Origin of the sequence: Clavibacter phaseoli (genome assembly GCF_021922925.1) — a bacterium.
Classification (GTDB): domain Bacteria; phylum Actinomycetota; class Actinomycetes; order Actinomycetales; family Microbacteriaceae; genus Clavibacter; species Clavibacter phaseoli.
The window spans coordinates 1882568-1908671 of the sequence record NZ_CP040786.1; the positions used below are offsets into that span (position 1 = coordinate 1882568).

Consider the following 26104-nt stretch of genomic DNA (forward strand, 5'->3'; position numbering starts at 1 on the left):
GCTAGTAGACGAGCGCCACCACGAGCTCGACCTCGACGGGCGAGCCGAGGGGCAGCTCCGCGACGCCCACGGCGGAGCGCGCGTGGATGCCCGCGTCGCCGAGGATCTCCCCCAGCACCTCGCTCGCGCCGTTGATCACGCCCGGCTGCCCGGTGAAGCCCACGGCCGAGGCGACGAAGCCCGTGACCTTGATCACGCGCGCGATGCGGTCGACGCCGCCGGCGGCGTCCGCCGCGGCTGCCAGCCCGTTCAGCGCGCAGGTGCGCGCGTGCGCCTTCGCGTCCTCGGCCGACACCTCGGCGCCGACCTTGCCGGTCGCGGCGAGCGCGCCGTCGACGAAGGGCAGCTGGCCGCTCGTGTAGACGAGGCCGCCGTGCACGACGGCGGGGACGTAGGCGGCGACGGGCGCCGCGACCGCGGGCAGCTCGATGCCGAGCTCGGCCAGTCGTGCGGAGATCGCGCCCATCAGGCGCCGTGCTCCGCGCCGGCGACCGGGCGCTTCATGTACGCGACGAGCCCGCCCTCGGGGCCGGTGACGACCTGCACGAGCTCCCAGCCCTGCGATCCCCAGGTGTTGAGGATGGCGGCGGTGTTGTGGATCATCAGGGGCGTGGTGAGGTACTCCCACTGCGCGGGCGTTGCGGTCATCTCGGCTCCTTGCCGGTCGGGTCTGGATGCATGACGGGACGGGCGCGGGCGGCCGGCGCACAGGTCTCACGGGTTCCCATACACCCTTCCCGTACTCTGGAGTCTATGTCTGCTTCCAAGAACACGCCCGGCCGCGTCGCCGCCGCGCTCACGGGCGTCCTCGGCATGAGCGCCGTCGCCGGCGTGCTGGTCGCGGCGATGGTCACCCCGGCCATCGCCGTCACGAGCCTCGCGGCGAACAACACGATCGGCCTGTTCGAGGACCTGCCGGACTACCTGCAGATCGACAACCTCGCCCAGAAGACCGAGCTCTACGCCACGCAGGGCGGCCAGCCGGTGAAGTTCGCCGAGTTCTACGCGCAGAACCGCGAGGAGGTCGGCTGGGACGAGGTCTCCGACAACGCGAAGGCCGCGGCCGTCGACACGGAGGACCCCCGCTTCTACGAGCACGGCGGCGTGGACGTGCAGTCCACGTTCCGCGCGCTCGCCCAGAACGTCATCGGCGGCGGCGTCGAGTCGGGCGCGAGCACCATCACCATGCAGTACGTGAAGAACGTCCTCGTGCAGAAGGCGGAGACGCTCGCGGCGACGGATCCCGACGCCGGCAAGAAGGCCTACGCGGAGGCGACGCAGGAGTCGACCGCCCGGAAGCTCAAGGAGATGCGCCTCGCGATCGGCCTCGAGAAGAAGTTCTCGAAGAACGACATCCTGCTCGGCTACCTCAACATCGCGAACTACGGCGGCAGCGTCTACGGGATCCAGTCGGCGGCCAAGTACTACTACGGCGTCAACGCCACGGACCTGAGCATCGCGCAGGCCGCGAGCCTCGTCGCCACGGTCAACTACCCCACCGCCCTCCGCATCGACGAGCCGGGCAACATCCCGGCGAACCAGGAGCGGCGCGACATCCTCATCGACAACATGCTCAAGCACCACAGCATCACGCAGGAGCAGCACGACGAGGCGATCGCCACCCCGGTCACCCCCGCGATCACGCCGTCGGTGAGCGGCTGCAACGCCGCGCAGCCCTCCAGCGCCGCGTACTTCTGCGACGCGGTCAAGTACACGGTCGAGAACTCGGACGCCTTCGGCAAGGACGCCACGGAGCGCACGAACAACCTCAACCGCAACGGCTACAAGATCTACACGACGCTCAACCTCGACCTGCAGGCCAAGGCCACCGACGACATGCGCAAGCAGATCCCGACCACGATGGACAGCATCAACGTCGGATCCGCCATGACGAGCGTCGAGGCCAAGACCGGCCGCGTGATCGCCATGGTGCAGAACACCGACTACGGCAACGGCGACCAACGCGGCGTCACGAGCGTCAACTACAACACCGACCAGAACTACGGCGGCTCCATCGGCTTCCAGGTCGGGTCGACGTACAAGCTCGTCACGCTCCTCGAGTGGTTGAAGGAGGGACACTCGGTGAACGAGGTCGTCCAGTCCTCCAAGGGGACGTGGAGCGGCCGCGACTTCCAGGACTCCTGCACCGGCGGCAACCTCGGCTCCGACGTCCTCAAGGTCACCAACGACGGCGCGGCCCCGGGCGCGAACCGCACGGTGATGTCCGGCACGGCGAACTCCACCAACACCGCGTTCATGGCCATGGCCAGCGAACTCGACATGTGCGGCATCGGCCAGACCGCGAAGGACATCGGCATCCACCAGGCCGTGCCGGGCAAGCCCCTCTCCAACTTCGTGTCCGACATCATCGGGTCGGGCGGCAACAACATCGCCCCGCTCACCATGGCGCAGGCCTACGCGACGGTCGCCAACAACGGCACCACGTGCGACGCGATCATGATCGACAAGGTCGTCCTCCCCGACGACACCGAGATCACCCCGCCGTCGGCGAACTGCCGCGAGACGGTGAGCCAGGACGTCGCGCACACCGCGGCGTACGCCCTGGCGGGCGTCATGGGCGCGACCGGGGCCGCCGCCAACACGAATGACGGCACGCCGCTCATCGGCAAGACCGGCACCACGGACAAGGCGAAGGACACCTGGTTCGTCGGCTCCAGCACCGAGGTCACGACGGCCATCTGGGTCGGCAGCGCCTCGGGTCAGCAGATCCAGCAGCGCAACACCCGGCTCCCGAACGGGCAGCTCATGTCCACCGCGCGCTTCGCCGTCTGGAAGCCGTTCATGCAGGCCGTCAACGCGGTCTACAAGGGATCGGCGTTCCCCGGCCCGGCAGCGGACCTCACCCGCACGCCGACGGTCCAGGTGCCGGACGTCTCCGGCATGTCGCCCGCCGACGCCCAGTCGGCCATCGAGGGCGCCGGGCTGAGCTTCGCGCAGGGCGGCGCACGCCCGTCCTCGAGCGTGCCCGCCGGGCAGGTCGCCGGATCCGATCCGGGCGCCGGCGCGAACGCGGCGCGCGGATCCACCGTCACGGTGTTCGTCAGCAGCGGGCCCGACCAGAGCCAGCAGCAGGGCACGCCTGGCACGGTGCCCAACGTGCAGGGACAGGACGTCACGAGCGCACGCCAGACGCTCCGCAACTCCGGCTTCGACGTGACCATCGCGCAGGAGCAGGTGCAGGACAACTCGCAGATCGGGAAGGCCACGCGCACGGATCCTGCGGCCGGCCAGCAGAGCAGCGGCCCCGTCACGCTCTACATCGGACGCAGCTGATGGGAGTGATCGGCACGATCGCCCGCACCGTCGGCGGGGTCGCCGCGGCCGGTGCGGCGGTCTTCGCGTACGCGTCGTTCTACGAGCGCCGTCGCTTCACCCTCCGCGAGGTCACGGTGCCGGTGCTCCCCGTGGGCGCCGACCCCATCCGCGTGCTCCACCTCTCGGACATGCACATGGCGCCCTGGCAGCACAAGAAGCAGCGCTGGGTGCGGGAGCTCGCGGACCTCGAGCCCGACCTGGTCGTCGACACCGGCGACAACACGGGCCACGAGCAGGGCATCGTCGCCGTCGAGGAGACGCTCGAGGCCTTCCGCGGGATCCCCGGGGTGTTCGTCCACGGCTCGAACGACTACTACGGGCCGATGATGAAGAACCCGTTCAAGTACTTCACCGCCAACACGCACGCCACCCAGCGGCCGGCCGACCTGGACCTCGCCCGGCTCGAGCGGCTCTACGCGTCGCTCGGCTGGGTCGACCTCAACAACGCCGCCGGCGCGATCGAGGTCAACGGCACCCTGCTCGAGTTCTTCGGCGTGGACGACCCGCACCGCGAGTTCGACCACCTCGAGGCGCTCCCCGGCGCCCTCGACGCGCTGCGCGAGGACGGGGACGCCTACCAGGGCGCCTCGGACGCGCCCGTCGTGTCGGTCGGCGTCGCGCACGCGCCCTACCGCCGGGTGCTCGACTCGTTCGTCACCAACGGCGCCCGCATGATATTCGCCGGCCACACCCACGGCGGCCAGGTCTGCGTGCCCGGCTACGGCGCGCTCGTCACCAACTGCGACATCCCCCGCCGGCAGGTGAAGGGCCTCAGCGTCTGGCCGCACGCCGACCGCGCCGCGTTCCTGCACGTGAGCGCCGGGCTCGGCACGTCGATCTACGCGCCCGTGCGCTTCGCCTGCTACCCCGAGGCGACGCTGCTCACGCTCACGGCGGTCTGACCGCCCCGGCGTACTCGGGAGCCCGGAACATCGGGTATCGTAGAACCCGGCCCTCGGGCCATCGGGGTGTGGCGCAGTTTGGTAGCGCGCTTCGTTCGGGACGAAGAGGTCGCAGGTTCAAATCCTGTTACCCCGACACACCGCCTCCTCCGGGAGGCACAGCACGACAGCCAGCACGACGAAGGGCCGCTCCTCCGGGAGCGGCCCTTCGTCGTGCGGGACCCGGTGTCTCGCCTAGCGCGAGGCGGGCTTCAGCCGCAGCGCCGGCCGCTCGATCGCGTAGTAGGTCGCCGCGGAGAGCGCGAGCGTCACCGCGCCCACCACGAGCGTGTTGAGGGCGAAGCCCGCGAGCGTGTCCGGCAGCACGAGGCCCGCACGCCGGAGGAAGCGGATCACCGGCAGGTGCCACAGGTAGACGCTGAACGAGATCGTGCCGAGCCAGGCGATCCACCTGAGCTCGAGGAACCGCGTCACGGGCCCGAGGGATCCCCCGCGCCGAGGCAGGGCCACGAGCAGCAGCAGCGTCGCGCACGAGGCGGCCACGATGCTCTCCTCGAACGCGCCCACGGGCGCCTCGGAGGCGACGACGATGAGCGCGGCGGCGACGATCCCGGCGGGTACGCGCCACGCAGCCACGCGGTCGCGCAGGCCCTCGTCCGCGGACAGCGCGACCAGGACGACGGCCGCCGCCATGCCGTAGGCGAAGAGGTCCGCGTGCACGAGGATGCTGCGGTTCGCGACCGCCTCCCACGTCACGCCCCACTCGCTCGCGAGACGGCCGCGGTGACCGAGCGGCGCCTGCGCGATCATCGACCACACCTTGCCGGCCACGCCGATCAGCAGGAGCACCGCCGCCGGCGCGAGGGCGCGGATCCACGTCGCCCTCCGCCGCAGCACCCGCGCCGCGAGGAGCGCCACGATCGGCAGCACCATGTAGAAGGACACCTCGACGGCCAGCGTCCACGCGACCTCGATGCCGCTGCGGAGCGTGCGCGGCGTGTACCCCTGCAGGAGCAGCGCGTTCACGATCGTGTCGACGGGACCGAGCGTGCCCACCGCGATGCCGGCGTCGCGGGTCTCGCGCGGCAGGATCGCGACGCGGAGCACGAGGCTCACGAGGAGCAGCACCACGATGTAGCCCGGGAAGACGCGGAGCGCGCGGTTGACGGCGTAGCGCGACAGGCGCGGCATGGCCCCGCCGTCGACGAGGCCGCGCGCGAACGGCAGGAACAGCAGGAAGCCGCTCAGCACGAAGAACAGCGTGACGCCGTGGCTGAAGAAGGCGACCTCCCCGACGAGCGGGATGTCGGTCGTGGGCCGGGCCAGCTGGCGCTGCACGTGGTAGAGCAGCACGGCCACGGCGGCGACCCCGCGGAGCCCCTCGATGCCGGGCAGGAGCGTGCGCACGCGCGCGGGCGCGGAGGTCGGGGTCCCGGTCATCTCGGCCTTCCCGGGTCGGTGGAGCGGCGGTCGTCCAGTCTACGAGGCGCTCGATCGGAGGGATCCAGCGCCGGGCGGCGCACAGCACGACGGCCGCCGCCCGGAGGCGACGGCCGTCGGCGCGCGCTCCCCATCGAGCGCGGGCTCATCCCTCCGCGGGAGGGGCGGGCTGGGACGGCGCCGGGGCGGCGGGCGCCTCGGGTGCCGTGGGCGCCGCCGACTGCGTGGGCTTCGGTGCCGGCGGCACGTAGGGCTTCTTCGTCAGCGTGCTGCTCGGCGCGGGGAAGCCCTCCGCCGGGTAGCGGTCGTCGATGAACGTCTGCAGCGGCTTGAAGATGCGGTGACGCGCGGTGTCCGCGGCGGCGCCGTTGAGGACGTTGCGGCGCATGGGCGCGAAGCCCTCGACGTTGCCGACCCACACGGCCGTGGTGACCTCGGTGGAGGATCCGACGAACCAGGTGTCCTTCGCGCGGTCGGTCGTGCCCGTCTTGCCCATGATCTCCGTGCCGTCACGCGGGTTCGACGCCGCGCCCGTGCCGCCCATGACGGCCTTGAGCGTGAAGGCCGCCGTGTTCGCGACCTCGGGGCTCATGGCCTGCGAGCACTCGCTCTTCGGGGTCACGAGCTCGGACTCGTCCGGGAGGACGACCTTGTCGATCGCGATGGGCGGGCACATGGTGCCCTGGTTCGCGACGGATGCGAAGGCGGTCGCCATCTGCAGCGGAGCGACCGTGTTGCCGCCCGAGCCCACCACGTCGGACGGGAAGCTCGACAGGTCTCGCTTGTCTGCGTTGTACGCGCCCATGTCCGTCGCCGTCTTGCTGATGTCGCAGAGGTCGAGCTGGCTCGCCATGGCGACGAAGGCCGAGTTGACGGATGCGACGGTCGCGGCGAGCACGTTCTGGTTCGACGTGGCACCGGTGTTCGTGTCGTTCGTGACCTTGTAGTCCGGGGAGCCGGCGAGGTTGTCGCCGCAGCGCGTGAACTCGCTGGCCGACCACGTGGTCTTCGACGCGTTGACCGTCTGGTAGATCGACTTCCCGCTCTTCAGCCAGTCGACGAGCGTGAAGATCTTGTACGTCGATCCGACCTGGAAGCCGGCAGAGCCGCCGTGCGCCTTGTCCGCGGAGTAGTTGATCTCGGTGACGCCGGGCTGGTCCTGCGCGACGCCGTAGTCCGTGTTCTGCGCCATCGCGATGATGCGGCCGGTCTTGACCTCGCGAGAGACCACGGATCCGCCGATCTTCGTGAAGCGCGCCGTCGTGGGCACCTGCTTGCGCATCTGCTCCGCGGCGTTCGCCTGGATGTCGAGGTCGAGCGTCGTGTAGACCTGGAGGCCGCCGCGCTTGAGCAGCGCGTCGCGGTCGGCAGCGGTGTCGCCGAACTCCGCGTTCGTCAGGATCTCGTTCTTCACGTAGTCGCAGAAGTACGCGGCCGAGATGGGGTTCGCCTGGATGCAGCCGCTCGTGGACGGCGTGATGGTCGGCGTGATCGCGGCGGCGGACGCCGTGTCGTACTGCTCCTGCGTGATCTTCTGCTCCTTGAGCATGTTCCGCAGCAGCAGGTCGCGGCGCTCCTTGTTGCGCTCGAGGTTGTCCGGGTTGTCGATCTTGAAGACCTCGGGCGCGTTGACCGTCGCGATGAGGCTCGCGGCCTGCTCGAGGGTCAGGTCGGCCGCCGAGACGTTGAAGTAGTAGCGCGCGGCCGACTCGATGCCGTAGACCCGGCTGCCGAAGTTCGCGATGTTGAGGTACGCGAGGAGGATCTCGTTCTTGGAGTACTTCTTCTCCACCCCGATCGCCATCCGCATCTCCTTGAGCTTGCGGGGCATGTCGGGCTGGGTGGCCTCGGTGAAGGCCTTGCGGCCCTCGGCCTGCGTGGCCTCGTCCGAGGAGTCGACCATGTTCTGGGCCTTCTGGACCAGGACGTTGCGGACGTACTGCATCGTGATGGTGGAGGCGCCCGACTGGACCTCCTTGTTCAGGACGTTCTGCGCGAGCGCGCGCGCGGCCGACAGCACGTCGACGCCGCCGTGCTCGTAGTAGCGGGGGTCCTCGGTCGCGATCGCGGCGTCCTTCGCGTACTGCGAGACGGCGTCCCACGGGACCTCCTCGCGATCCTGCGAGAAGAACTCGGCGAAGGGGACCTGCTGGTCGCCCTGCTTGGCGTAGAGGACCGTCTTCTGCGCGAGGTTGTCGATCTGCAGGTTGTCGGGGATGTCCTCGAAGACGCCGATGGTGCTGTTGGCCGCGATGCCGGAGACGGCGATGGCCGGGGTCACCATGGCGGCGACGAGCACGCCGGCGATCGCGCTCATGCCGACGAGTCCGAGGAACGCGCCCAACCGGGTCGAGATGGTCAGGTCAGTTTTCCTCATGGTACGAATCTAACCCGCGCCCGGAGGCGCCACATCCGCCTCAGGGAGGGTCTCAGCTCCCCGTGGCCGAAATGTGATGAGTGCACGTACGATCAGGCCGCGCGGACCTCGCCGATGGCCAGATCGCGCACGGTGCGGAGCGTCTGGACGCGGTGGTCGAGCGTCGTCGAGGACGGCGCGACGATGAGCTCGTCCGCCCCCGTGCTCGTGAGCAGGCGCTCGAGGCCGATCCGCACGGCGTCCGGCGAGCCGATGGCCTGGCGGCGGTCCCGCGCCCCGATGATCTCCCGCTCGAGGTCGCTGAACTCGTAGGCGGCGGCCTCCGCCGGATCCACGGGCTGGGGCTTCCCGCCCATGCGCATGCGGAGCCACGTGATGCGGCCGGCGCGCGCCTCGCGCTCGACGACGTCCGGGTCCTCGTCGGCGATGACGCTCACCGCGATGGCGCTGCGCGGGGCGGCGAGGTCGTCGCTCGGCTGGAAGCGCTCGCGGTACAGCGCGAGCGCCTGCTCGGTGCGGTCGCCGGCGAAGTGGTGCGCGAAGGCGAAGCGGATCCCGAGGGCCGCGGCGACCTGCGCGGAGTACCCGCTGGATCCGAGGAGCCACATCTGCGGGACGTCGCCCAGGCCCGGGACGGCCGTGATCCCGCGCAGCGGGTTGTCGTCGGCCATGCCGCCCGTGAAGAAGCCGACCAGGTCGACGAGCTGCTGCGGGAAGTCGTCGACGCCGAGGCCCGCCTCGCTGCGCCGGAGCGCCATCGCGGTCGCGCCGTCGGTGCCGGGGGCCCGGCCGATGCCGAGGTCGATGCGGTCGCCGTAGAGCGCGCGGAGGGTCCCGAACTGCTCGGCGACGACGAGCGGCGTGTGGTTCGGCAGCATGACGCCGCCGCTGCCGACGCGGATGGTGGAGGTGCGGGCCGCGATGCCCGCGAGGAGGACGGCCGGGGCCGAGCTCGCGATGCCCGGCATCCCGTGGTGCTCGGCGACCCAGAAGCGCGAGTACCCGGCTGCCTCGGCGGCCTGGGCGAGCCGGATGCTCCCGGCGACCGCGTCGGCGTTCGTGCCGCCGAAGGGACGCGGGGCGAGGTCGAGGACGTTCAGCGGGACGCGTTCGAGGTGGGTCACCCCGGGGAGAACGGGCGGGATCCGCGGCGCATTCCCCGTGGGGGCCGCGTTGCTAGGCTGCGGCCCTCATGGATCCCGCCGCCCCCGCTCCCCCGTCGGGCAGGCGGCGCGCGCCGGTCGGCGGCTCCGCTCCCGCGCGGTCCGCCTGGGGCGCTCGGCGCGACCGCGGACGACGGCGCGTCCGCCGGAGGCAGGCCGCCGCGCTGCTGTCCGCGTACGTGGCCCTCATCGGGCTCGTGACGCTCACGCCCGACAGCGTCGACCGCGGCGTGTACCCGTACCTGATGCGGCGCGTGGTGTTCGTGCAGCACCACGGCATCCCCGGCTTCCGCTACTCGATGATCGAGGAGGTCGCCAACGTCGCGCTGTTCTCGCCGCTGGGGATGCTCGGCGTCCTGGCCCTCGGGACGCGACGCTGGTGGGTCGTCGCGCTCGTGGGGACGGCGATGTCGGCGGCGGTCGAGCTCGCGCAGGGCGCGTTCCTGCCGGCGCGCGTGGCGTCCCTCACCGACGTGGCGACGAACGGGCTCGGCGCGCTGTCCGGTGCGGCGCTGGCGGCGCTCATCGGCTCCCGGACGCGACGACGCGGGCGGATCCGGTCGTGATCGGATCCGCCCGCGTCGGGGCTCATGCGGGGCCGGGCGTCAGGAGGCGCGGCGACGGCGGGCCGTCGCGATGCCCGCGGCCGCGGCACCGACGAGGAGCAGCCCGCCGCCGGTGATCGCGAGCCCGGTGGGCAGCGTGCCGCCCGTGATGGGGAGCGAGCCGGCGGCCGCCGCCGTGCTGGCGCTGGCCGGCACGACGGAGACGATGCCGCACCAGTGGTCGCCCGACGCGGCGTCCTCGTTGGCGCGCCAGGTGCCGGTGGCCGACGCGGGGACGACGAGCGTGCCGGACACGGATCCGTCGGCCGCCGCGGTGACGGAGGCGGCGGGGTCGCCCGCGGAGGCGGGGGCGCCGGCCGCGGAGGCGAGGCGGAGGGCGACCGTCTCGCCGGCCGCGAACGAGCCGGCCGCGCCGGTGATCGTGACGGACTCGCCGGGCGCGACGGCCGCGGGGGTCACGGACATGCCGCCGCACGCGAGGGCGGAGTCCTTGGGGACGTAGTTCTCCGCCTGGGCGGCGAGGGGAGCGGAAACGGTGATCGCGAGCGCGACGAACGCGCCCGCCAGGGTCTTGGCGAGCATCTCGGGTGTGCCTTCACTTGTACGCCCGGGGCGGACGTGCGGGGGCACGACGGGTATCGCCTCGGGGCGGTGGTGTCCGCGGGCGCGATTTCGGGTCGGCGCCTTCAGGCGGACAGCGGGTCGGGTAAACCCACGCTGGAGATGCTAGCGGCGCCCGCCGCCCGCGCGAAGGGGGACGGGCGGGATGGACCCCGGACTGGGGGGTGCCCGGAGACGGCGGAAGGCCCCGAGGCGGATGCCTCGGGGCCTTCCCTCGCCGGGCTCCGGGAGGGAGTCAGGCGACGCGTGCGGTGATGCGGATCAGACCGTGGTGCGCTGGCGACGGACCGTGGCGAGCACGACGACGAGAGCGGCACCGAGCAGCAGCAGGCCGCCGCCGGTCCAGATGAGGACGACGGGCAGCTGGCCACCCGTGACGGGGAGGCCCGCGGCGCCGTCGGCGCTGGAGCCGCCGGTCGCGGTGCCGTTGCCGGCGGCCGCGACGACCGAGATGGAGGTGGAGACCGTGTTGCCGAGGGTGTCGGTGCCGGTCAGGGCGTAGGTGCCCGTGGCGGAGCCGGCCGGCAGCGTGACGGTGACGCGGAGGCCGCCGGCGCTGGTCGAGTTCTTGGTGATGGAGTTGGAGGTGACGGCCATGGGGGCCGTGCGGAAGGACGCGAGCGTGGCGTTGGCCGCGTCCTCACCCGTGATGGTGATGGTGACGGGGACGACGGGAGCGAAGGAGCCGTCCGCGAAGGACAGGACCGTGCTCTGGCCGGGCGCGACGGTCGGGTCGCTGACGGTGACGCCGCCCTCGGGCGTGTACGGGTCCGCGTTGGCGGCGGTGGCGACGGTGAACGTCGCGGCGAGGGCGATGGCCGCCCCGGCGATGATCTTCTTGAGCATGTGGTTCCCCCAGTGTGAGCTTCTCGTGGTGCACAGGGGCCACCAGCGGACTCGGGTCCGCTGTCGATCTTTCCCCCACTGAGGAGACTACTGGGATGCGTCGCAGGAGAGCGCGCGGAATTGTGTTGCGATCGTGTTAATCAACGGCGTCGTGACGATGGACAGGGGTGTGTCGGTCTTTTTGTCCCCCAGCGTGTCCACGGATATGCGGACCTCCTGGCCGGGCTCCAACGTCACCTCGACCTGCGCGACGGCCCGTCCGCCGACCACCTCCGGCTGGAACGGGGCATCCTGCCCGTCGATCCGCACGTGCAGCGGGACCGTGCCGGGTGGGCCGTAGACCGCCACGCGGGTCTTGACGTCGCCGGGGGTCACCCCGTAGACGCCGCCGCCTGTGATCACGGTGGGCAGCGAGGCCGCGTCGGCCGGGGCCGTGGATCCGAGGGTCACCTCGGTGCGGTAGTTCGGCCGCCCGTCGTCGCGGCACATGGCCATCGCGAGCGTGGCGCGCATCGAGAGGAAGTAGTCCATCTTCGCGCCGGTGGAGTCGTTGAGGAAGACGCCGAAGACCGTCGACTCGTCGTTGGTCGTCGGCAGCGAGCCCTGGAAGGTCGTGCCGTCGAGCGTCGCCTGCTCGTCCGCGCGCGAGCTCCAGATGAGGATGCGGCGCTCCTCGGCGGCGTGGCCGAGCGCGGAGACGAGCGCCGCGGGATCCACGTCGCCGGATGAGATCTTGGCGAACACCGACTCGGCGACGCTGGCGAAGACCGCGTCCTGGACGTCGGGATCGGGGTAGCGGAGGTACACGTCGTGCAGGAGCAGGTCGACCGCGTCGTCGGAGCGGAGCACGTCGCCGGTCGCGAGCGTGATCGGGCCGGTGGCCTCGAGCAGGTACGAGAGCGCGACCGGATCGATGCTGATCACGCCGTCGACCGCGGTGCCGTGCTTGAGCCGCCACATCTCGGCGGCGAGCGGCGCGGCCTGCGGGAACTCGGGCGTCAGCGTCACGTCCTGCATGTACCGGCCGGTGATGGTGCCGTAGAGGCCGGCGGTCTGGGGATCCAGCGGCAGAGCAGGCTCCGTGAGCCGCGGGAATGCGCGCGCCGAGTCCTGGCCGCCGAGCGAGAACGCGCCGCCGCCCGTGCGGACGAGCGCGAGGGCGCCGGGGATCCCGCCCGAGGAGCGCACCTCGGCGTTGTTCTGGAACATGAGGAGGTAGCTGCGGTCGCCGTCGGCGCCGAGCATCGCGGGGGCGAGGTCGGTGACGTGCCGCACGACGGCCAGGGTCTCGGCGGCAGAGCCGACGGTCTCCTCGAGACGCGCGACGGCGTCGGCGACCGGCCGGATGGTGCTGCCGGTGTCGATGGACGTCACGTCGTCGAGCGCCGCGTCGAGCGCGTCGTCGGCCTGGCGGACGGGCTCCTGCGCGGCGACGATCGGGTCGAGGTCGAGCTTCCCGTCCTTCGGCGTGAGGCTCGAGACGTCGAGCGTTCCGGCGATGCCGACGACGGGCTGCAGCGCGTCGCCGCCGATGCGGTCGACGATGCCGGAGATCTCCCGGAAGGCGCGCAGGTTCGGACCCACGAAGGGCACGTGCTCGGTGACGGCCCAGACCGGATCCCCGGTGAGCTGCACGGCGCGCGCGGAGTGCTCCCGCAGCTGCGCGACGTTCGCCGAGGCTCCCGCGGCATCGCCCCCCAGGAGGTCGCGCTGCACGGAGGACGCGAGCGGCACCGCCTGCTCGAGCTCGCCCCGGGCGAGGAGCGCGCGGGCGGCGATCCACGCGATCCAGAGCAGGAGCAGGACGGCGAGCGCGGCAGCGGCGACCCGCAGGACGCGAGCGCGCGTCCAGGGGCGCCTGGTCCGTCGGCGCCTCGGCGACCGCGCGACGTCGGTCGCCGTGGTCACCAGGTGGTCCCGCCATCGGCGGAGATGCTGACGTCGTCGCCGGTGAGGAGCCAGACGTCGCGACCGGCGGCCGACATGGCCACGGATCCGCTGGTGGGGACGGCAGCCGCGCAGCCGAGCACGCTCACGGCGCCCGACGCGGGGACGATGCGGCCGACGCTCGTGCCGGCGCAGGAGTCCGTGGTGCCGGCGGTGAGGATGCCGTCCGTGCCGAGCGCGAGGGCGAGGACGCCCGGGGCGTCGATCCTGCGGAAGTCGCCGCTGCCCGAGCGGACGTGCAGCGCGCCGGAGCCGCAGAGGACGGCGGCGGCCTGGCCGCTGTCGACCACCTGGACGGCGTCGTCGCACGGCGCGTCCTCAGGGCCCTGGACGAGCTGCACCGTGCCGGGCTGCGTCGGGTCGACGTACGCCGTCGTCGCGGTGAGCGCGGGCGCGTCGCGCCAGAACTCGCCGCCCGTGAAGCTCTGGAGCGTGGTGCGGGTGCACGCGGCGGTCACGTCGGCGACGATGCTGCCGACGTCCGGGCTCTCCACCTGCAGCGCGAGGATGCGGCGCGCGTCGAAGGTGCCCGTCGAGCGGGTGTCCCAGGTGCGGCCCTCGTCGATGGTGGTCTGGATGCGGGCGGGCTCGCCCGTGCAGGAGCCGCCGGTGGTGCGCCAGGCGACCTCGGCGTTCCCCGCCGCGAGGAACACTGTCGGCGCGGCCACGGTCTCGCTCGCGGCGGCGCTCGGCGTGGGGGATGCCGCGGGCGTCGCCGCGGCGTCCGTGCTGGTGGCGGACGGCGCGGGGGCGGCCGTGCTCTCGCCGGCCGATCCGCCGCCGGTGCGGGTCACGGCCGCCGAGACGAGGATCAGGTCGATCACGAGGAAGGCGACGACGGCGGTCACGCCGACGCCGGGGATGATGCGGCCGAGCGACGGGCGACGGCGTGCGGCGCGTCCCGTGACGGCCATCGGCTTCCGGCCGTCGGGCGCGGACCTAGCCACGCGCGGCTCCCGAGGGTCGACGGGCGCGGTGGGCGGAGGGGCGTCCTCGCAGGCGGCGCGGTGGCGCCTCGGCGTGAGCCGACATGGTGTCTCCCGGTGTGGCGGGCATCGTGCGGCGCGCAGGCGGTCCACCCTCGCGGGCGACCGGATCCGGTCCGCGCCCGGACGTCGAGCCGGGACCCGCTCCTCCGATGGAGCACGGGCCCTCGGTCCGCGCAACGGGAGATGCGGGTCGAGCGGTGGTGTCACCCGGATCGTACAGGCCCCCGCACGACGGGCCGGGACGACACGGAGCGACGGCGGGTCAGGTGGTGGCGGGGCTCGTGCCGTCGGCGCTGTCGGGGCGCACGTAGGAATAGCCGTACTGGCCGTACCCGTACGCGTCGGGGCCCTTCGTCGGGAGCATGGTCAGCACCACGCCCAGGACCTCGGCGCCGACGCTGTTCAGCGACTCGATGGCCGCGTGGACCTGGCCGCGGTGGGCGCGCCCGGACGAGACCACGAGGATCGCTCCACCCGCGCTCTTCGACAGCACGGCGCTGTCGGTGACGGGGAGCAGCGGCGGCGCGTCGATGAGCACGGTGTCGAACTCGGCCTCGAGCTCCTTGAGGAGCGTGACCATGGTGCGCGAGCCCAGCAGCTCGCTGGGGTTCGGCGGGATCTGCCCGGCCGGCAGCACGAACATGTTGCGGTTGCCCCACGGCTGCAGCACGTCCTTCAGCTGCGCGCGGCCGATGAGCACGTCGGTGAGGCCCACGGCGCCCTCGAGCCCGAGGTAGGACGCGAGCTTCGGGCGGCGCAGGTCGGCGTCGATGACCGCCACCCGGGCCCCCGCGTCGCTCAGGGCGATGGCGAGGTTGGCGCTGGTGGTGGACTTGCCCTCGGACTCGACGGCGCTCGTGATCACGAAGCTGCGCGCGCGACCGCCGAAGTCGAGGAACTGCAGGTTCGTGCGCAGGCTGCGGAAGGACTCGGCGCGCGGGCTGCGCGGATCCGACTGCACGATGAGCGGGCGCTCCTTGGCCTTCGGGTCGAAGGCGATGCCGCCGAGGATGGGCGCGTGCGTCACGAGGCGCAGGTCGCGCTCCCCGCGGATGCGCGTGTCGAGCGTGGCGCGCAGCACGGCCGCCGCGACGCCGAGCGCGAGCCCGATGAGCCCGCCGAGCGCGAGGTTCAGCGGGACCTTCGGGGACACGGGCGATGCCGGGATCCGCGCCTCCTGCAGGGTGGTGATCTTCACCTGCGGCTGGCCGTTGGAATCGAGCGGCGTGAGCTCGGCGACGACGTCGGTGAAGCTCCGCGCCACCGCGTTCGCGATGGTGGCGGCCTCCTCGGCCTGCTCGTCCTGCACGGAGATCTCGATGATGACGGTGTCCACCGCGGCGGTGGCGGTGATCCGCGGCGCCAGCGACTCGGCGGTCGCGTCGAGACCCAGCTGGGCGATGACCGGCTCGAGCACGACGGGCGTCGCCACCACGTCGGCGTAGCTCTTGACCGCCTGCTGCGTGAACGTGTTCCCCTGGCTCAGGTCCTGCACGGTGCCGGCCGACTGCGTCGAGACGAACACCTTGGACGACGCCCGGTACTCCGGCGTCTGCACGAGCGAGTAGCCGGCGGCGGCGCCCACGCCGAGCAGCAGGACCAACAGGATCAGGATCCACGATCGTCGCAGGATCCGGATGTATTCACGCAGTTCCACAGGCGATCCCCCTCGTCGATGGAGCGCCCCCCGACGGCGCTCACGCCCATGCTCCCACAGCCGCGGACCCGCTCCGGTTCCCCGGCGCGGGGAATGACGTCTCGCGGATGACGCCCCAGCATCTGGGGCGCCGATCCCGGCGGAGGCTCCGACTAGCGTGGATCCGGGGTCAGGCCACCCACCTCCCCCACGCGCACGGCCCGCCCGCTCACCCGAAGAGAAGGTCCGCACCCCCATGCCCGACGTCTGCGTCGCCCTCATCCCGCTCGCCACCCTGCTGATCACGGGGGCGCTCACGGCGTACGGCCTCCGCTACCTGCGCGACTGACCGGGAGCGCCCGGAGCTGGACCCGGCGCGATCAGGAGAAGTCGGCGTCGGGGCCCGCCGGGTAGCCGAACGCCGACGCGCCCACCTCGACCGGCCGGCCGCTCGTGAGCACTCCCCCGCTCTCGGCGAGGTAGCAGGCGCCGCAGAGCGACATGTACGTGACGTCCTCGCCGTCGATCGCGACCTGGTCGCCGGCGAAGATGAACCGCTCGCCGACCTGGCGCGCATTGAAGACGGCCTTGCGCCCGCAGCGGCAGATGGTCTTCATCTCCTCGAGGCTGTGCGCGATCTCCAGCAGCCGCCGGCTCCCGGGGAACGCCACCGTCTGGAAGTCCGTGCGGATCCCGTAGGCGATGACCGGGACGTCCTGCAGGATCGCGATGCGCAGCAGGTCGTCCACCTGCGACTCGCGCAGGAACTGCGCCTCGTCGACGAGGAGGCACGCCGTGGGCCCGCCCTTCTCCTGCAGCACGCGCTCGCGGTGGATCCCGAACTCCTGCCAGACGTCCGCGTCCGGCTCGAGCAGGAAGTCCACCGGGCGGCGGACGCCGAGGCGGGACACGATGTCGCGGTCGCCCTTGGTGTCGATCACCGGCTTCGTGAGCAGCACGTGCTGCCCGCGCTCCTCGTAGTTGTAGGCGGCCTGGAGCATCGAGGTGCTCTTGCCGCTGTTCATCGCGCCGAAACGGAAGTAGAGCTTGGCCATCTACCGAAGGTAGCCGTCCTCGGCGGCGCGATCGATCAGGTCGGCCCGACGACCCGCGATCCTCCCGACGAGGCGGTACTTCGCGCGGACGCGACGGAGGTACGTCTTCGCCGTCTCGTACTGCACGTTCATGGCCGCGGCGACGGCCTGCGTCGACCGGCCGGTCACGTAGAGGCGGAGGGCCTGCTCCTCGCCCTGGCTGAGGCGGGGGCTGGCGAAGGCGCGTGACGCGCCTTCCACCTCCTCGCCCGCCGTCCCGTCCTCGTGCCGCCGCCCGGATCGGGCGCCGGAGGCGACCGCGCGGACCGCGGCGACGATGTCCGCCGCGGGCACGGGGCCCGTCAGCAGCGCGGCGGCCCCTGCGTCGACCACACGGCGACGGACCTCCTCCGCCCCCGACCGCGAGAGGACCACGACGGCGGCCCCCGCCGCACGGCAGGAGCGGATGCGGCCCTCGAGGCTGACGACGTCGGCGAGGTCGTAGTCGACGACCACGACGTCCGTCGGGAAGCGCGGCGAGCGCACCAGCTGGAGCCATCCGGTCGTGCTGACCACGACGTCGATCTCGGGCGCGCGCCGACGGAGGATCGCGCAGACCTCGTCCAGGGCGGACTCGTGCCCCATGAGCACGCCGACGCGCACGGGCTGCGGCGATGATCGCCGGGACGCGTCGCGCGTGCCCGCTCCGGGGTCGCGCTCGCGGGTCATGTCAGAACCATAGCCAGGGGGCGCGTCGACACGGTGGACGGGGGCGTGGGCGGACACGTCCTCCTGTCGTCAGAACAGCGTGGCCTGCGTCGCGGAGGCGGCCGGCAGCGCCGCGGTGACGAGCGGGCCGGGCGTCGGCGCCTGCGTCCAGCTGCCGCGACCGCGAGCCGTGGTGGCACGGCTGTCCGCGCCCTCCTGGCTCCAGCCGGGCCGTGGCCGGTCGCCGACCTGGGCAGGGGCGCCCTGCAGACCGGGCAGGTCGGCGCGGGACAGGACGCCGCCGGTTCGGGGATCCACCCTCCCGCCGCCGAGGCCGTGCCGCCGGACCAGCGGGTCCATGCGCGCCTTGAGCCACGACCGGTAGGCCTGCGGCGCGTACGCACCCCGCGCGTACAGGTCGAGGTAGCGCCCGACCAGCTCCGGGCGCTCGCGCTCGAGCCACTGGAGGTACCACTCCTTCACGCCCGGCTTGAGGTACAGCGCCGAGTAGAGGACACGCGTGCCGCCGGCCTCCCGGATGCGGGTGAGCGCGTGCCCGAGGTGCTCGACCGAGTCCGTGAGCATCGGGAGGATCGGCATCATGAACACGGTGCAGTCGAGGCCCGCCTCGCGGATGGCCGTGACGGTCGCGAGCCGCGCGGCGGTCGTGGGCGTGCCGGGCTCCACCGACTGCTGCAGGTCGTCGTCGAGCACGGCGATGCTCATCGCGAGGTCCACCGGCACGGTGGCCGACGCCTCCCGGAGCAGCGGGAGGTCGCGGCGCAGCAGCGTGCCCTTGGTGAGGATGGACAGGGGGGTGCCCGACGAGGCGAGCGCCGCGATGATGCCGGGCATGAGCGCGTAGCGGCCCTCGGCGCGCTGGTACGGGTCGGTGTTGGTGCCGAGCGCGACCGCGTCGTGCGTCCACGTGGGCTTCGCGAGCTCGCGCGCCAGCACCTCGGCCACGTTGACCTTGACGACGATCTGATCGTCGAAGTCGCGACCGCCGTCGAGGTCGAGGTACTCATGGGTGGGGCGCGCGAAGCAGTACACGCAGGCGTGAGTGCAGCCGCGGTAGGGGTTGATGGTCCAGCCGTACGGCATGACCTTCGACTCCCCCGGCACGCGGTTGAGGGCCGACTTGGCGAGCACCTCGTGGAACGTGACGCCCTGAAAATCCGGGGTGCGCACGCTCTGCACGAGGTTGCTCAGGCGGGCCAGCCCGGGCAGCGCGTCCGCGCTCGCGTCGGACAGCCTCTGCGCGCTCCATCTCATGCACCCATTCGAACACACATTCGAACGGGATGCGAGCGGGCGGGCACGTTCCCGCGCCCGCCCGTCCCGTCAGTGCTGCAGCTCGAGGACCTCGGCGGTCTGCGCGATGATCTTCGGCGTCTTCTTGGGGTCGGACGCGACGAGGGTGCCGTAGTTCGGGATCATGCGCGTGAGCGGCTTCTTCCACCCGGCGATCCGGTCGGGGAAGCAGCGCTCGAGCACGTCGAGCATGATCGGGACGGCCGTGGACGCCCCGGGCGATGCCCCGAGGAGGCCCGCGATGCTGCCGTCGGCCGCCGCGACGACCTCGGTGCCGAACTGCAGCACGCCGCCCTTCTCCGCGTCCTTCTTCATGACCTGGACCCGCTGGCCGGCCGTGACCTGGTACCAGTCCTTCGGGTCGGCCGTGGGCATGAACTCGCGGAGCGAGTCGAACTTCGTCTCCTTGGAGGCGAGGAGCTGGCTGACGAGGTACTTGATGAGGCTCACGTTGTCCTTGGCGACGGCGAGCATCGGGATGATGTTGTGCGGGCGGATCGACGTGAAGAGGTCGAGCAGCGAGCCCTTCTTGAGGAAGCGCGGGCTGAAGCTGGCGTAGGGCCCGAACAGGAGCGAGGTCTCGCCCCCCACCACGCGCGTGTCGAGGTGCGGCACGGACATGGGCGGCGATCCGATGGCGGCCTTGCCGTAGACCTTCGCCCGGTGCTTGGCGACGATCTCGGGGTCGTCGGTGCGGAACCACTCGCCGCTGATGGGGAACCCGCCGAAGCCCTTGATCTCGGGGATGCCCGACTTCTGCAGGAGGTGCAGCGCGCCGCCGCCCGCGCCGATGAAGACGAACCTCGCGTCCACCTCCACGGTGGAGCGGCCGACGTCGTTCCGGATGCGGAGGTGCCAGCTGCCATCGCGGTTCTTGGACAGGCCGCGGACCTCGTGGTTGAGGTGCAGGGCCGCGCCGTGTTCCGTGAGGTAGTCGACGAGCTTGTTCGTGAGGGCGCCGAAGTCGACGTCGGTGCCGCCCTCGAAGCGCGTGGCCGCGATGACCTCGTCCTTCTCGCGCTGGAGCACGAGGAGCGGGGCCCAGGAGTGGATGACCGCGGGGTCCTCCGTGTACTCCATCGCCTCGAAGAGGGGGTGGGCGCGCATGGCGTCGAAGCGGCGGCGCAGGTACGCGGCGTTCTCCTCGCCGCGCACGAACGTCATGTGCGGGGTGGGGTTGATGAACTCCTTGGGCTCCGGCACGGCGCCGGCCGTGACGAGGTGCGCCCAGAACTGGCGGGAGAGCTGGAACTGCTCGTTGATGCGGGTCGCGGACCCGATCTCGATCTTCCCGTCCTTCTCCGGCGTGTAGTTCAGCTCGCAGAGGGCGGCGTGGCCCGTGCCCGCGTTGTTCCACGGGTTGCTCGACTCCATGGCCACCTCACCGAGGCGCTCGAAGATCTGGATGGTCCAGTCGGGTTCGAGCTGCTTGATGAGGGTGCCGAGCGTCGCGCTCATGATCCCGCCGCCGACGAGGACGACGTCTACCGGTTCCGCTGTATCACTCACCGGATCAGTGTACGCCCGCCCTCCCGCGCCCCCTCGGGGGTCGCCTGCGGTGGTACGGGGACCCTCACGAACGCCGCCGGAGGAGGGATCAGCGGCGGGCCGCGACGACCTCGGCGATCTGCACGGCGTTGAGCGCGGCGCCCTTGCGGAGGTTGTCGTTGCTGATGAACAGGGCGAGGCCGCGGCCCTCGGGCGCGCCCTCGTCGGCGCGGATGCGGCCCACGTAGCTCGGGTCGGTGCCGGCCGCCTGGAGCGGCGTGGGGATGTCGGACAGCTCGACGCCCGGGGCCGTCGAGAGCAGCTCGACGGCGCGGGCGACGCTCAGCGGCGACGCGAACTCGGCGTTGACCGACAGCGAGTGGCCGGTGAAGACGGGGACGCGGACGCACGTGCCGCTGACGAGCAGGTCGGGGAGCCCCAGGATCTTGCGGCTCTCGTTGCGGAGCTTCTTCTCCTCGTCGGTCTCGAAGAGGCCGTCGTCGACGATGCTCCCGGCGAGCGGGATCACGTCGAAGGCGATGGGGCGCTGGTACACGGCGGGCTCGGGGAGCTCGACCGCGCGGCCGTCGTGGACGAGGCGGCGCAGCGCCTCGGGACCCGCGGCGACGGCGGCCTCGGCCTGGCCCGCGAGCTCCTCGGCGCCGACGAGGCCGGATCCGGATACGGCCTGGTAGGTGCTCACGACGAGGCGGGTGAGCCCGGCCTCCTCGTGCAGGACCTTGAGGACGGGCATCGCGGCCATGGTGGTGCAGTTCGGGTTGGCGATGATGCCGCGACGCGCGTCGTCGATGGCCTCCGGGTTGACCTCGGAGACGACCAGCGGGACCTCGGGGTCCATGCGCCAGGCGCTGGAGTTGTCGATGACGAGCACGCCCGCCTCGGCGAAGCGGGGCGCCTGCGCGCGCGACGTGGTGGCGCCCGCGGAGAAGAGCGCGATGTCGAGGCCCGTGGGATCGGCCGTCGCCGCGTCCTCGACGGTGATGTCGCGGCCGGCGAAGGGCAGCGTCGTGCCGGCGGAGCGCGCCGAGGCGAAGAAGCGGATCTCGGCGACGGGGAACGCGCGCTCCTCGAGGAGGCGGCGCATGACGGCGCCGACCTGGCCGGTGGCGCCGACGACGCCGACGCGGAGGCCGGGGGTCTCCGGGGCGGGGGCGGCGGATCCGGCGGGTGCGGTGTCGGTCACGGGTGTCTCCTCCTGCGGTGCGCGGGCGCGCGGGTCGGGCGTGCGGGTCGGGCGGGTGCGGGTCAGCGGCCGGTGCCGGCGTGGACGACGGCGACGTCGTCCGCGTCGAGCCCGAACGCGTGGTGGACGACGCGCACGGCCTCGTCGATGGTGTCGGCCCGCGTGACGACCGAGATGCGGATCTCGCTGGTGGAGATCATCTCGATGTTGATGCCGGCCTCCGACAGCGCGGTGAACAGCTGCGCCGAGACGCCCGCGTTGGTGCGCATGCCGGCGCCGACGAGCGCGAGCTTGCCGATCTGGTCGTCGTGCTGCAGGCCGGTGAACCCGACCTCGTCCTTCTCGGCGGCGAGCACCGTGAGGACGCGCTGCGCGTCCGACTTCGGGAGCGTGAACGAGATGTCGGTGAGGCTCGTGGCGGCGGCCGACACGTTCTGCACGATCATGTCGATGTTCGCGCCGGTCTTGGCGACGATGGTGAAGATCTGCGCGGCCTTGCCCGGCACGTCGGGGACGCCGACCACCGTGACCTTGGCCTCGCTGAGGTCGGCGGCGACGCCGACGATGACGGGCTCTTCCACATTCTCTCCATCCGTGGGGTTGTAGACGATGGTGCCCTCGTTGTGCGTGAACGAGGAGCGGACGTGCAGCAGGACGCCGTGCCGGCGGGCGTACTCGACGGCGCGGATGTAGAGGACCTTCGCGCCGGACGCCGCGAGCTCGAGCATCTCCTCGCTCGTGATGCGGTCGATCTTGCGGGCGAGCGGCACGACGCGCGGGTCGGCCGTGAAGATGCCGTCCACGTCGGTGTAGATCTCGCAGACGTCGGCGCCGAGGGCCGCCGCGAGCGCGACCGCCGTGGTGTCGGATCCGCCGCGGCCGAGCGTGGTGATGTCGCCCGTGCCGCGGTTGAAGCCCTGGAAGCCGGCGACGATGGCGATGGCGCCCTCGCCGAGCGCGTCGCGGACGCGGCCCGGGGTGACGTCGACGATGCGGGCGGCGCCGTGCTGGGCGTCGGTGATCATGCCGGCCTGGCTGCCGGTGAAGGAGCGCGCGTCGTAGCCCATGCTCTTGATGGCCATGGCGAGCAGCGCCATGGAGATGCGCTCGCCCGCGGTGAGGAGCATGTCGAGCTCGCGCGGCGCGGGGATGGGGGTGACTTCGTGCGCCAGGTCGAGCAGCTCGTCCGTCGAGTCGCCCATGGCGGAGACGGCGACGACCACGTCGTTGCCGGCCTTGCGCGTGGCGACGATGCGCTTCGCGACGCGCTTGATGCTCTCGGCATCGGCCACCGACGATCCGCCGAACTTCTGCACGATGAGGCTCACGGGCGACTCCTGGGGTTCGAGTGGGCGCGGGAGGCCCGGTTCACGATTGTAGGGCGGGGCGATCGGCGGTCCCGCCGTGTGACGGCGCGCGCCGGGCGGTCCGCCGCCCGGTCACTCCCCCACGAGGCGCCGGCCCTCGAAGGCCCGGCCGAGGGTGACCTCGTCGGCGTACTCGAGGTCGCCGCCGACGGGGAGGCCGGAGGCGAGGCGCGTGACGCGGATGTCGAAGGTGGAGAGCAGCCGCGAGAGGTAGGTGGCGGTCGCCTCGCCCTCCAGGTTCGGGTCGGTGGCGATGATGACCTCGGTGACCGTGGCGTCGGCGAGGCGCTGCATGAGCTGGCGGATGCGGAGGTCGTCCGGTCCGATGCCGTCGATGGGGCTGATGGCCCCGCCGAGGACATGGTAGAGCCCGCGGAACTCGCGCGTGCGCTCGATGGCGACGACGTCCTTGGCCTCCTCGACCACGCAGATGGTGGCGGGGCTGCGGCGGGGATCCCGGCAGATGCCGCAGGTCTCCTCCTCGCTGACGTTGCCGCAGATGGCGCAGAAGCGCACCTTGTCGCGGACCACCGTGAGCACCTCGGCCAGGCGCGAGACGTCGAACGTCTCGGTCTGGAGGATGTGGAACGCGATGCGCTGGGCGGACTTCGGGCCGATTCCCGGCAGGCGGCCGAGCTCGTCGATCAGCTCCTGGACGATTCCCTCGTACATGCGGCGCTAGTCCTGACCTGTGGGGCGGATGGTGGGGCGGGCCTTGCGCTCGACGGGCTTCTCCTCGATGAAGCTCGCCTGCAGGATCTCGCGGACGACGGACTCGCCGTAGCGCTGCGGCGCAGCGGATGGCGGGGCGGCGGCGGTCGCGGCCTTCGCGGGGGCGGGGGCCGAGGCCGGCCGGGACGCGGATCCGGACGCGGCAGCGGGCGCCTGCGGCGAGGGGACGGACCGGGCGACGGGCGGGGCCGAGTCGGGAGACGCGCCGCCCGTGGCCCAGCCGGGCTCGGCGGGGCCGAACTCGTCGGGCTCAGGCTCCTCGAAGTCGGGCACGTGCGCGTCGGGGACGACCGCGGATCCGCGGGGCGGCGCGCTCGGGGCGGTGGAACGCGGCGAGGTCGCCGGCGCCGCCGGCGCGGAGGCCGCGGGGCTCGCGGGCGCGGGCGCGGCGCTCTCGGGGCGGGAGGCGGGCGCCCGGACCGCGGGCGCATCGGACGCGCCGGGGTCGGACGTCGGGATCGCCACGGTCGCCCAGCCGCCCCCGGCCGGGGTGGTCTTCGCGCGGGGCGCCGTCTTCGCGGGCGGGGTCGACGACGCGGCGGGCGGGGTCGAGGCGGCAGGGGCGGGTGACGGGGCGGCGCTCCCGCCCTGCGGGCGCGTGCCGCCCGCGGAGGCGGTGGATCCCGCGGGGCGGGAGGCGGCGGGCGCCGACGACGCGGATCCGCCGCCGGTCGGTGCCGCGGAGCCCGTGGAGGTCGCGCTGCCGCCGTGCGGCTCGACGCGCGCGATGAACTTCACGCGGATGCCGAGCACGTCGAGGATGGCGGTGCGCAGGATGTCGCTGACGCCCTGGCCCGGGGCGCCGCGCTCCTTGAACTTCTCCGCGTCGTTCGCGCTGACGAAGGCGAGCGTGAGCACGTCGTCCGCGAGGGCCCGCGGCGTGGCCGTGACGGCGACGAGCCACGCGCTGCGCTTGGCCTTCTCGACGGCCTCCACGACCGACGGCCAGGCGTCCCGCAGCTGCTCGAAGGTGACCGGGCCGACGGGGGCCGCGGGTGCGGTGGCCGCGGGTGCGGGGGTCGCGGACGACGCCGTCGGCGGAACCGTCGCGGCGGGCTCCGGAGCCGGCGCCGAGTCCGCGGGGGCCTCCGGCGCGGAAGGCACGGGGGCGGGGTCGGCGGCAGGAGCAGGGGCGTCGACCGGGGTCGGCGCCGGAGCGGCGGCGGCTGCAGGAGCGGACACGGGCGCCGCGGCAGGAGCCGACGCGACGGCAGGGCGAGCGGGAGCCGACGTCACGGGCACCGGATCCGCCGCCGCGTCGGCCACGCCGACCCGGCGCTCGAGGCGCTCGACCCGGGCGAGGGCGCCGCGGTGCGTGTCGTCGCTGGCGGGCACGAGCACGCGCGCGACCAGGAGCTCGAGGTGCAGTCGGGGCGACGTGGCGCCGGTCATCTCGGTGAGGGCGGCGTTGACCACGTCGGCGGCCCGCGACAGCTCGACGGCGCCGAAGGCCACGGCCTGCGCGCGCATGCGCTCGAGCTCGTCCTCCGGGGTGCCGCGCAGCACGGCGGCGGCGCCCTCGATGGAGGTGGCGCCCACGATGATCAGGTCGCGCAGGCGCTCGAGGAGGTCCTCCACGAAGCGGCGCGGATCCTGGCCGGTCTGGATGACGCGGTCGACGCCCGCGAACGCGGCGGCGCCGTCGTGCCGGGCGACCGCGTCGATGACCTCGTCGAGCAGCGCCGCGTGCGTGTAGCCGAGCAGGGCGACGGCGCGCTCGTACTCCACGCTCTCGTCCTCCGAGCCCGCGATGAGCTGGTCGAGAAGGGAGAGGGTGTCGCGCACCGATCCCCCGCCGGCCCGCACCACGAGCGGCAGGACGCCGGGCGCCACCTGCACGCTCTCCTCGCGCGACAGGTGCTCCACGTAGTCGAGCATCTGGGCGGGCGGCACGAGACGGAAGGGGTAGTGGTGCGTGCGGGAGCGGATGGTGCCGATGACCTTGTCCGGCTCCGTGGTGGCGAAGATGAACTTCACGTGCTCCGGCGGCTCCTCCACGATCTTCAGCAGCGCGTTGAAGCCCTGCGGCGTGACCATGTGCGCCTCGTCGAGGATGAAGATCTTGTAGCGGTCGCGCGCCGGCGCGAAGACCGCGCGCTCGCGGATGTCGCGGGCGTCGTCGACGCCGTTGTGGCTCGCGGCGTCGATCTCCACCACGTCGAGGGATCCGCTGCCGTCGCGGCTGAGCTCGACGCAGCTCGGGCAGACGCCGCAGGGGGTGTCGGTGGGGCCCTCGGCGCAGTTGAGGCAGCGCGCGAGGATGCGAGCTGACGTGGTCTTGCCGCAGCCGCGGGGGCCGCTGAACAGGTACGCGTGGTTGACGCGGTTGGTGCGGAGGGCGGTGCGCAGCGGATCCGTCACCTGCGTCTGGCCGATGAGCTCGGCGAAGTTCTCTGGCCGGTAACGGCGATACAGGGCGGTGACCACGGTCCCG

The 26104-nt window shown here is 72.6% G+C and carries 21 protein-coding genes and 1 tRNA gene; 4 read left to right on the top strand and 18 right to left on the bottom strand.

What is annotated here, in order from left to right; genetic code table 11:
- Nucleotide 1: 1 nt before the first annotated feature.
- A complete protein-coding gene (locus FGI33_RS08765) occupies nucleotides 2–466 on the bottom strand; it encodes a RidA family protein (RefSeq protein WP_119434427.1) in 465 nt (154 codons plus the stop codon).
- Nucleotides 466–648: a Sp36 family protein gene (locus FGI33_RS08770; protein WP_012297657.1), complete on the bottom strand. Its 183-nt coding sequence runs from the start codon at nucleotides 646–648 to the stop codon at nucleotides 466–468. The genes FGI33_RS08765 and FGI33_RS08770 overlap by 1 nt, the downstream gene beginning before the upstream one ends.
- 105 nt (nucleotides 649–753) lie before the next feature.
- Here FGI33_RS08770 and FGI33_RS08775 point away from each other — a divergent pair, with 105 nt between their 5' ends.
- From FGI33_RS08775 to FGI33_RS08785, 3 genes are all read left to right on the top strand, one after another.
- Nucleotides 754–3294 (top strand): transglycosylase domain-containing protein, encoded by a 2541-nt coding sequence (locus FGI33_RS08775; RefSeq protein ID WP_119434426.1) that lies wholly within the window; start codon nucleotides 754–756, stop codon nucleotides 3292–3294.
- Nucleotides 3294–4238, top strand: coding sequence for a metallophosphoesterase (locus FGI33_RS08780; protein WP_119434425.1), 945 nt, complete (start codon nucleotides 3294–3296; stop codon nucleotides 4236–4238). The genes FGI33_RS08775 and FGI33_RS08780 overlap by 1 nt, the downstream gene beginning before the upstream one ends.
- A 62-nt stretch (nucleotides 4239–4300) precedes the next feature.
- A tRNA-Pro gene (locus tag FGI33_RS08785) sits at nucleotides 4301–4374 on the top strand.
- Nucleotides 4375–4472: 98 nt separating this feature from the next.
- On the opposite strand, the gene FGI33_RS08790 is transcribed toward FGI33_RS08785, so the two are convergent.
- The 3 genes from FGI33_RS08790 to FGI33_RS08800 form a co-directional block, all read right to left on the bottom strand.
- Nucleotides 4473–5678 (bottom strand): acyltransferase family protein, encoded by a 1206-nt coding sequence (locus FGI33_RS08790; protein WP_119434424.1) that lies wholly within the window; start codon nucleotides 5676–5678, stop codon nucleotides 4473–4475.
- Nucleotides 5679–5823: 145 nt separating this feature from the next.
- A complete protein-coding gene (locus FGI33_RS08795) occupies nucleotides 5824–8055 on the bottom strand; it encodes a transglycosylase domain-containing protein (protein ID WP_119435114.1) in 2232 nt (743 codons plus the stop codon).
- Nucleotides 8056–8147: 92 nt separating this feature from the next.
- Nucleotides 8148–9179, bottom strand: a complete 1032-nt coding sequence (locus FGI33_RS08800; protein WP_119435115.1) for an LLM class flavin-dependent oxidoreductase — start codon at nucleotides 9177–9179, stop codon at nucleotides 8148–8150.
- Nucleotides 9180–9247: 68 nt separating this feature from the next.
- Here FGI33_RS08800 and FGI33_RS08805 point away from each other — a divergent pair, with 68 nt between their 5' ends.
- Nucleotides 9248–9784 carry a VanZ family protein gene (locus FGI33_RS08805; RefSeq protein WP_237581686.1) on the top strand — a complete coding sequence of 179 codons (537 nt, stop codon included), beginning with the start codon at nucleotides 9248–9250 and terminating at the stop codon, nucleotides 9782–9784.
- Nucleotides 9785–9823: 39 nt separating this feature from the next.
- Here the strand turns inward: FGI33_RS08805 and FGI33_RS08810 are convergent, their stop codons facing one another.
- The 13 genes from FGI33_RS08810 to FGI33_RS08870 form a co-directional block, all read right to left on the bottom strand.
- The gene (locus FGI33_RS08810) at nucleotides 9824–10366 is read right to left on the bottom strand and encodes a sortase (RefSeq protein WP_237581688.1); all 543 of its coding nucleotides are present in this window, start codon (nucleotides 10364–10366) and stop codon (nucleotides 9824–9826) included.
- 300 nt (nucleotides 10367–10666) lie between these two features.
- Nucleotides 10667–11251: a sortase gene (locus FGI33_RS08815; RefSeq protein ID WP_119435225.1), complete on the bottom strand. Its 585-nt coding sequence runs from the start codon at nucleotides 11249–11251 to the stop codon at nucleotides 10667–10669.
- 87 nt (nucleotides 11252–11338) lie between these two features.
- Nucleotides 11339–13159, bottom strand: coding sequence for a DUF4012 domain-containing protein (locus FGI33_RS08820; RefSeq protein WP_119435224.1), 1821 nt, complete (start codon nucleotides 13157–13159; stop codon nucleotides 11339–11341).
- On the bottom strand, nucleotides 13156–14145 hold the full coding sequence (locus FGI33_RS08825; protein WP_237581690.1) for a hypothetical protein: 990 nt from the start codon (nucleotides 14143–14145) through the stop codon (nucleotides 13156–13158). Before FGI33_RS08825 ends, FGI33_RS08820 begins: the two co-directional genes overlap by 4 nt.
- A 304-nt stretch (nucleotides 14146–14449) precedes the next feature.
- Nucleotides 14450–15844, bottom strand: a complete 1395-nt coding sequence (locus tag FGI33_RS08830) for a tyrosine-protein kinase domain-containing protein (RefSeq protein WP_119435301.1) — start codon at nucleotides 15842–15844, stop codon at nucleotides 14450–14452.
- Nucleotides 15845–16203: 359 nt separating this feature from the next.
- Nucleotides 16204–16878, bottom strand: a complete 675-nt coding sequence (locus tag FGI33_RS08835) for a thymidine kinase (RefSeq protein WP_119435302.1) — start codon at nucleotides 16876–16878, stop codon at nucleotides 16204–16206.
- Entirely contained in the window at nucleotides 16879–17586 is a 708-nt protein-coding gene (locus FGI33_RS08840) for a response regulator transcription factor (protein ID WP_237581692.1), read from the bottom strand.
- 69 nt (nucleotides 17587–17655) lie between these two features.
- Nucleotides 17656–18840 carry an Rv2578c family radical SAM protein gene (locus FGI33_RS08845; protein WP_119434571.1) on the bottom strand — a complete coding sequence of 395 codons (1185 nt, stop codon included), beginning with the start codon at nucleotides 18838–18840 and terminating at the stop codon, nucleotides 17656–17658.
- A 69-nt stretch (nucleotides 18841–18909) separates the two neighbouring features.
- Nucleotides 18910–20388 carry a malate:quinone oxidoreductase gene (locus FGI33_RS08850; RefSeq protein ID WP_119434570.1) on the bottom strand — a complete coding sequence of 493 codons (1479 nt, stop codon included), beginning with the start codon at nucleotides 20386–20388 and terminating at the stop codon, nucleotides 18910–18912.
- 88 nt (nucleotides 20389–20476) lie between these two features.
- Entirely contained in the window at nucleotides 20477–21571 is a 1095-nt protein-coding gene (locus FGI33_RS08855) for an aspartate-semialdehyde dehydrogenase (protein ID WP_119434569.1), read from the bottom strand.
- A 62-nt stretch (nucleotides 21572–21633) separates the two neighbouring features.
- Nucleotides 21634–22899, bottom strand: a complete 1266-nt coding sequence (locus FGI33_RS08860; protein ID WP_015489607.1) for an aspartate kinase — start codon at nucleotides 22897–22899, stop codon at nucleotides 21634–21636.
- 111 nt (nucleotides 22900–23010) lie between these two features.
- A complete protein-coding gene (recR, locus tag FGI33_RS08865; RefSeq protein WP_012297640.1) occupies nucleotides 23011–23610 on the bottom strand; it encodes a recombination mediator RecR in 600 nt (199 codons plus the stop codon).
- Between the two features lie 6 nt (nucleotides 23611–23616).
- Nucleotides 23617–26097: a DNA polymerase III subunit gamma and tau gene (locus FGI33_RS08870; protein ID WP_237581693.1), complete on the bottom strand. Its 2481-nt coding sequence runs from the start codon at nucleotides 26095–26097 to the stop codon at nucleotides 23617–23619.
- Between the last annotated feature and the right edge of the window lie 7 nt (nucleotides 26098–26104).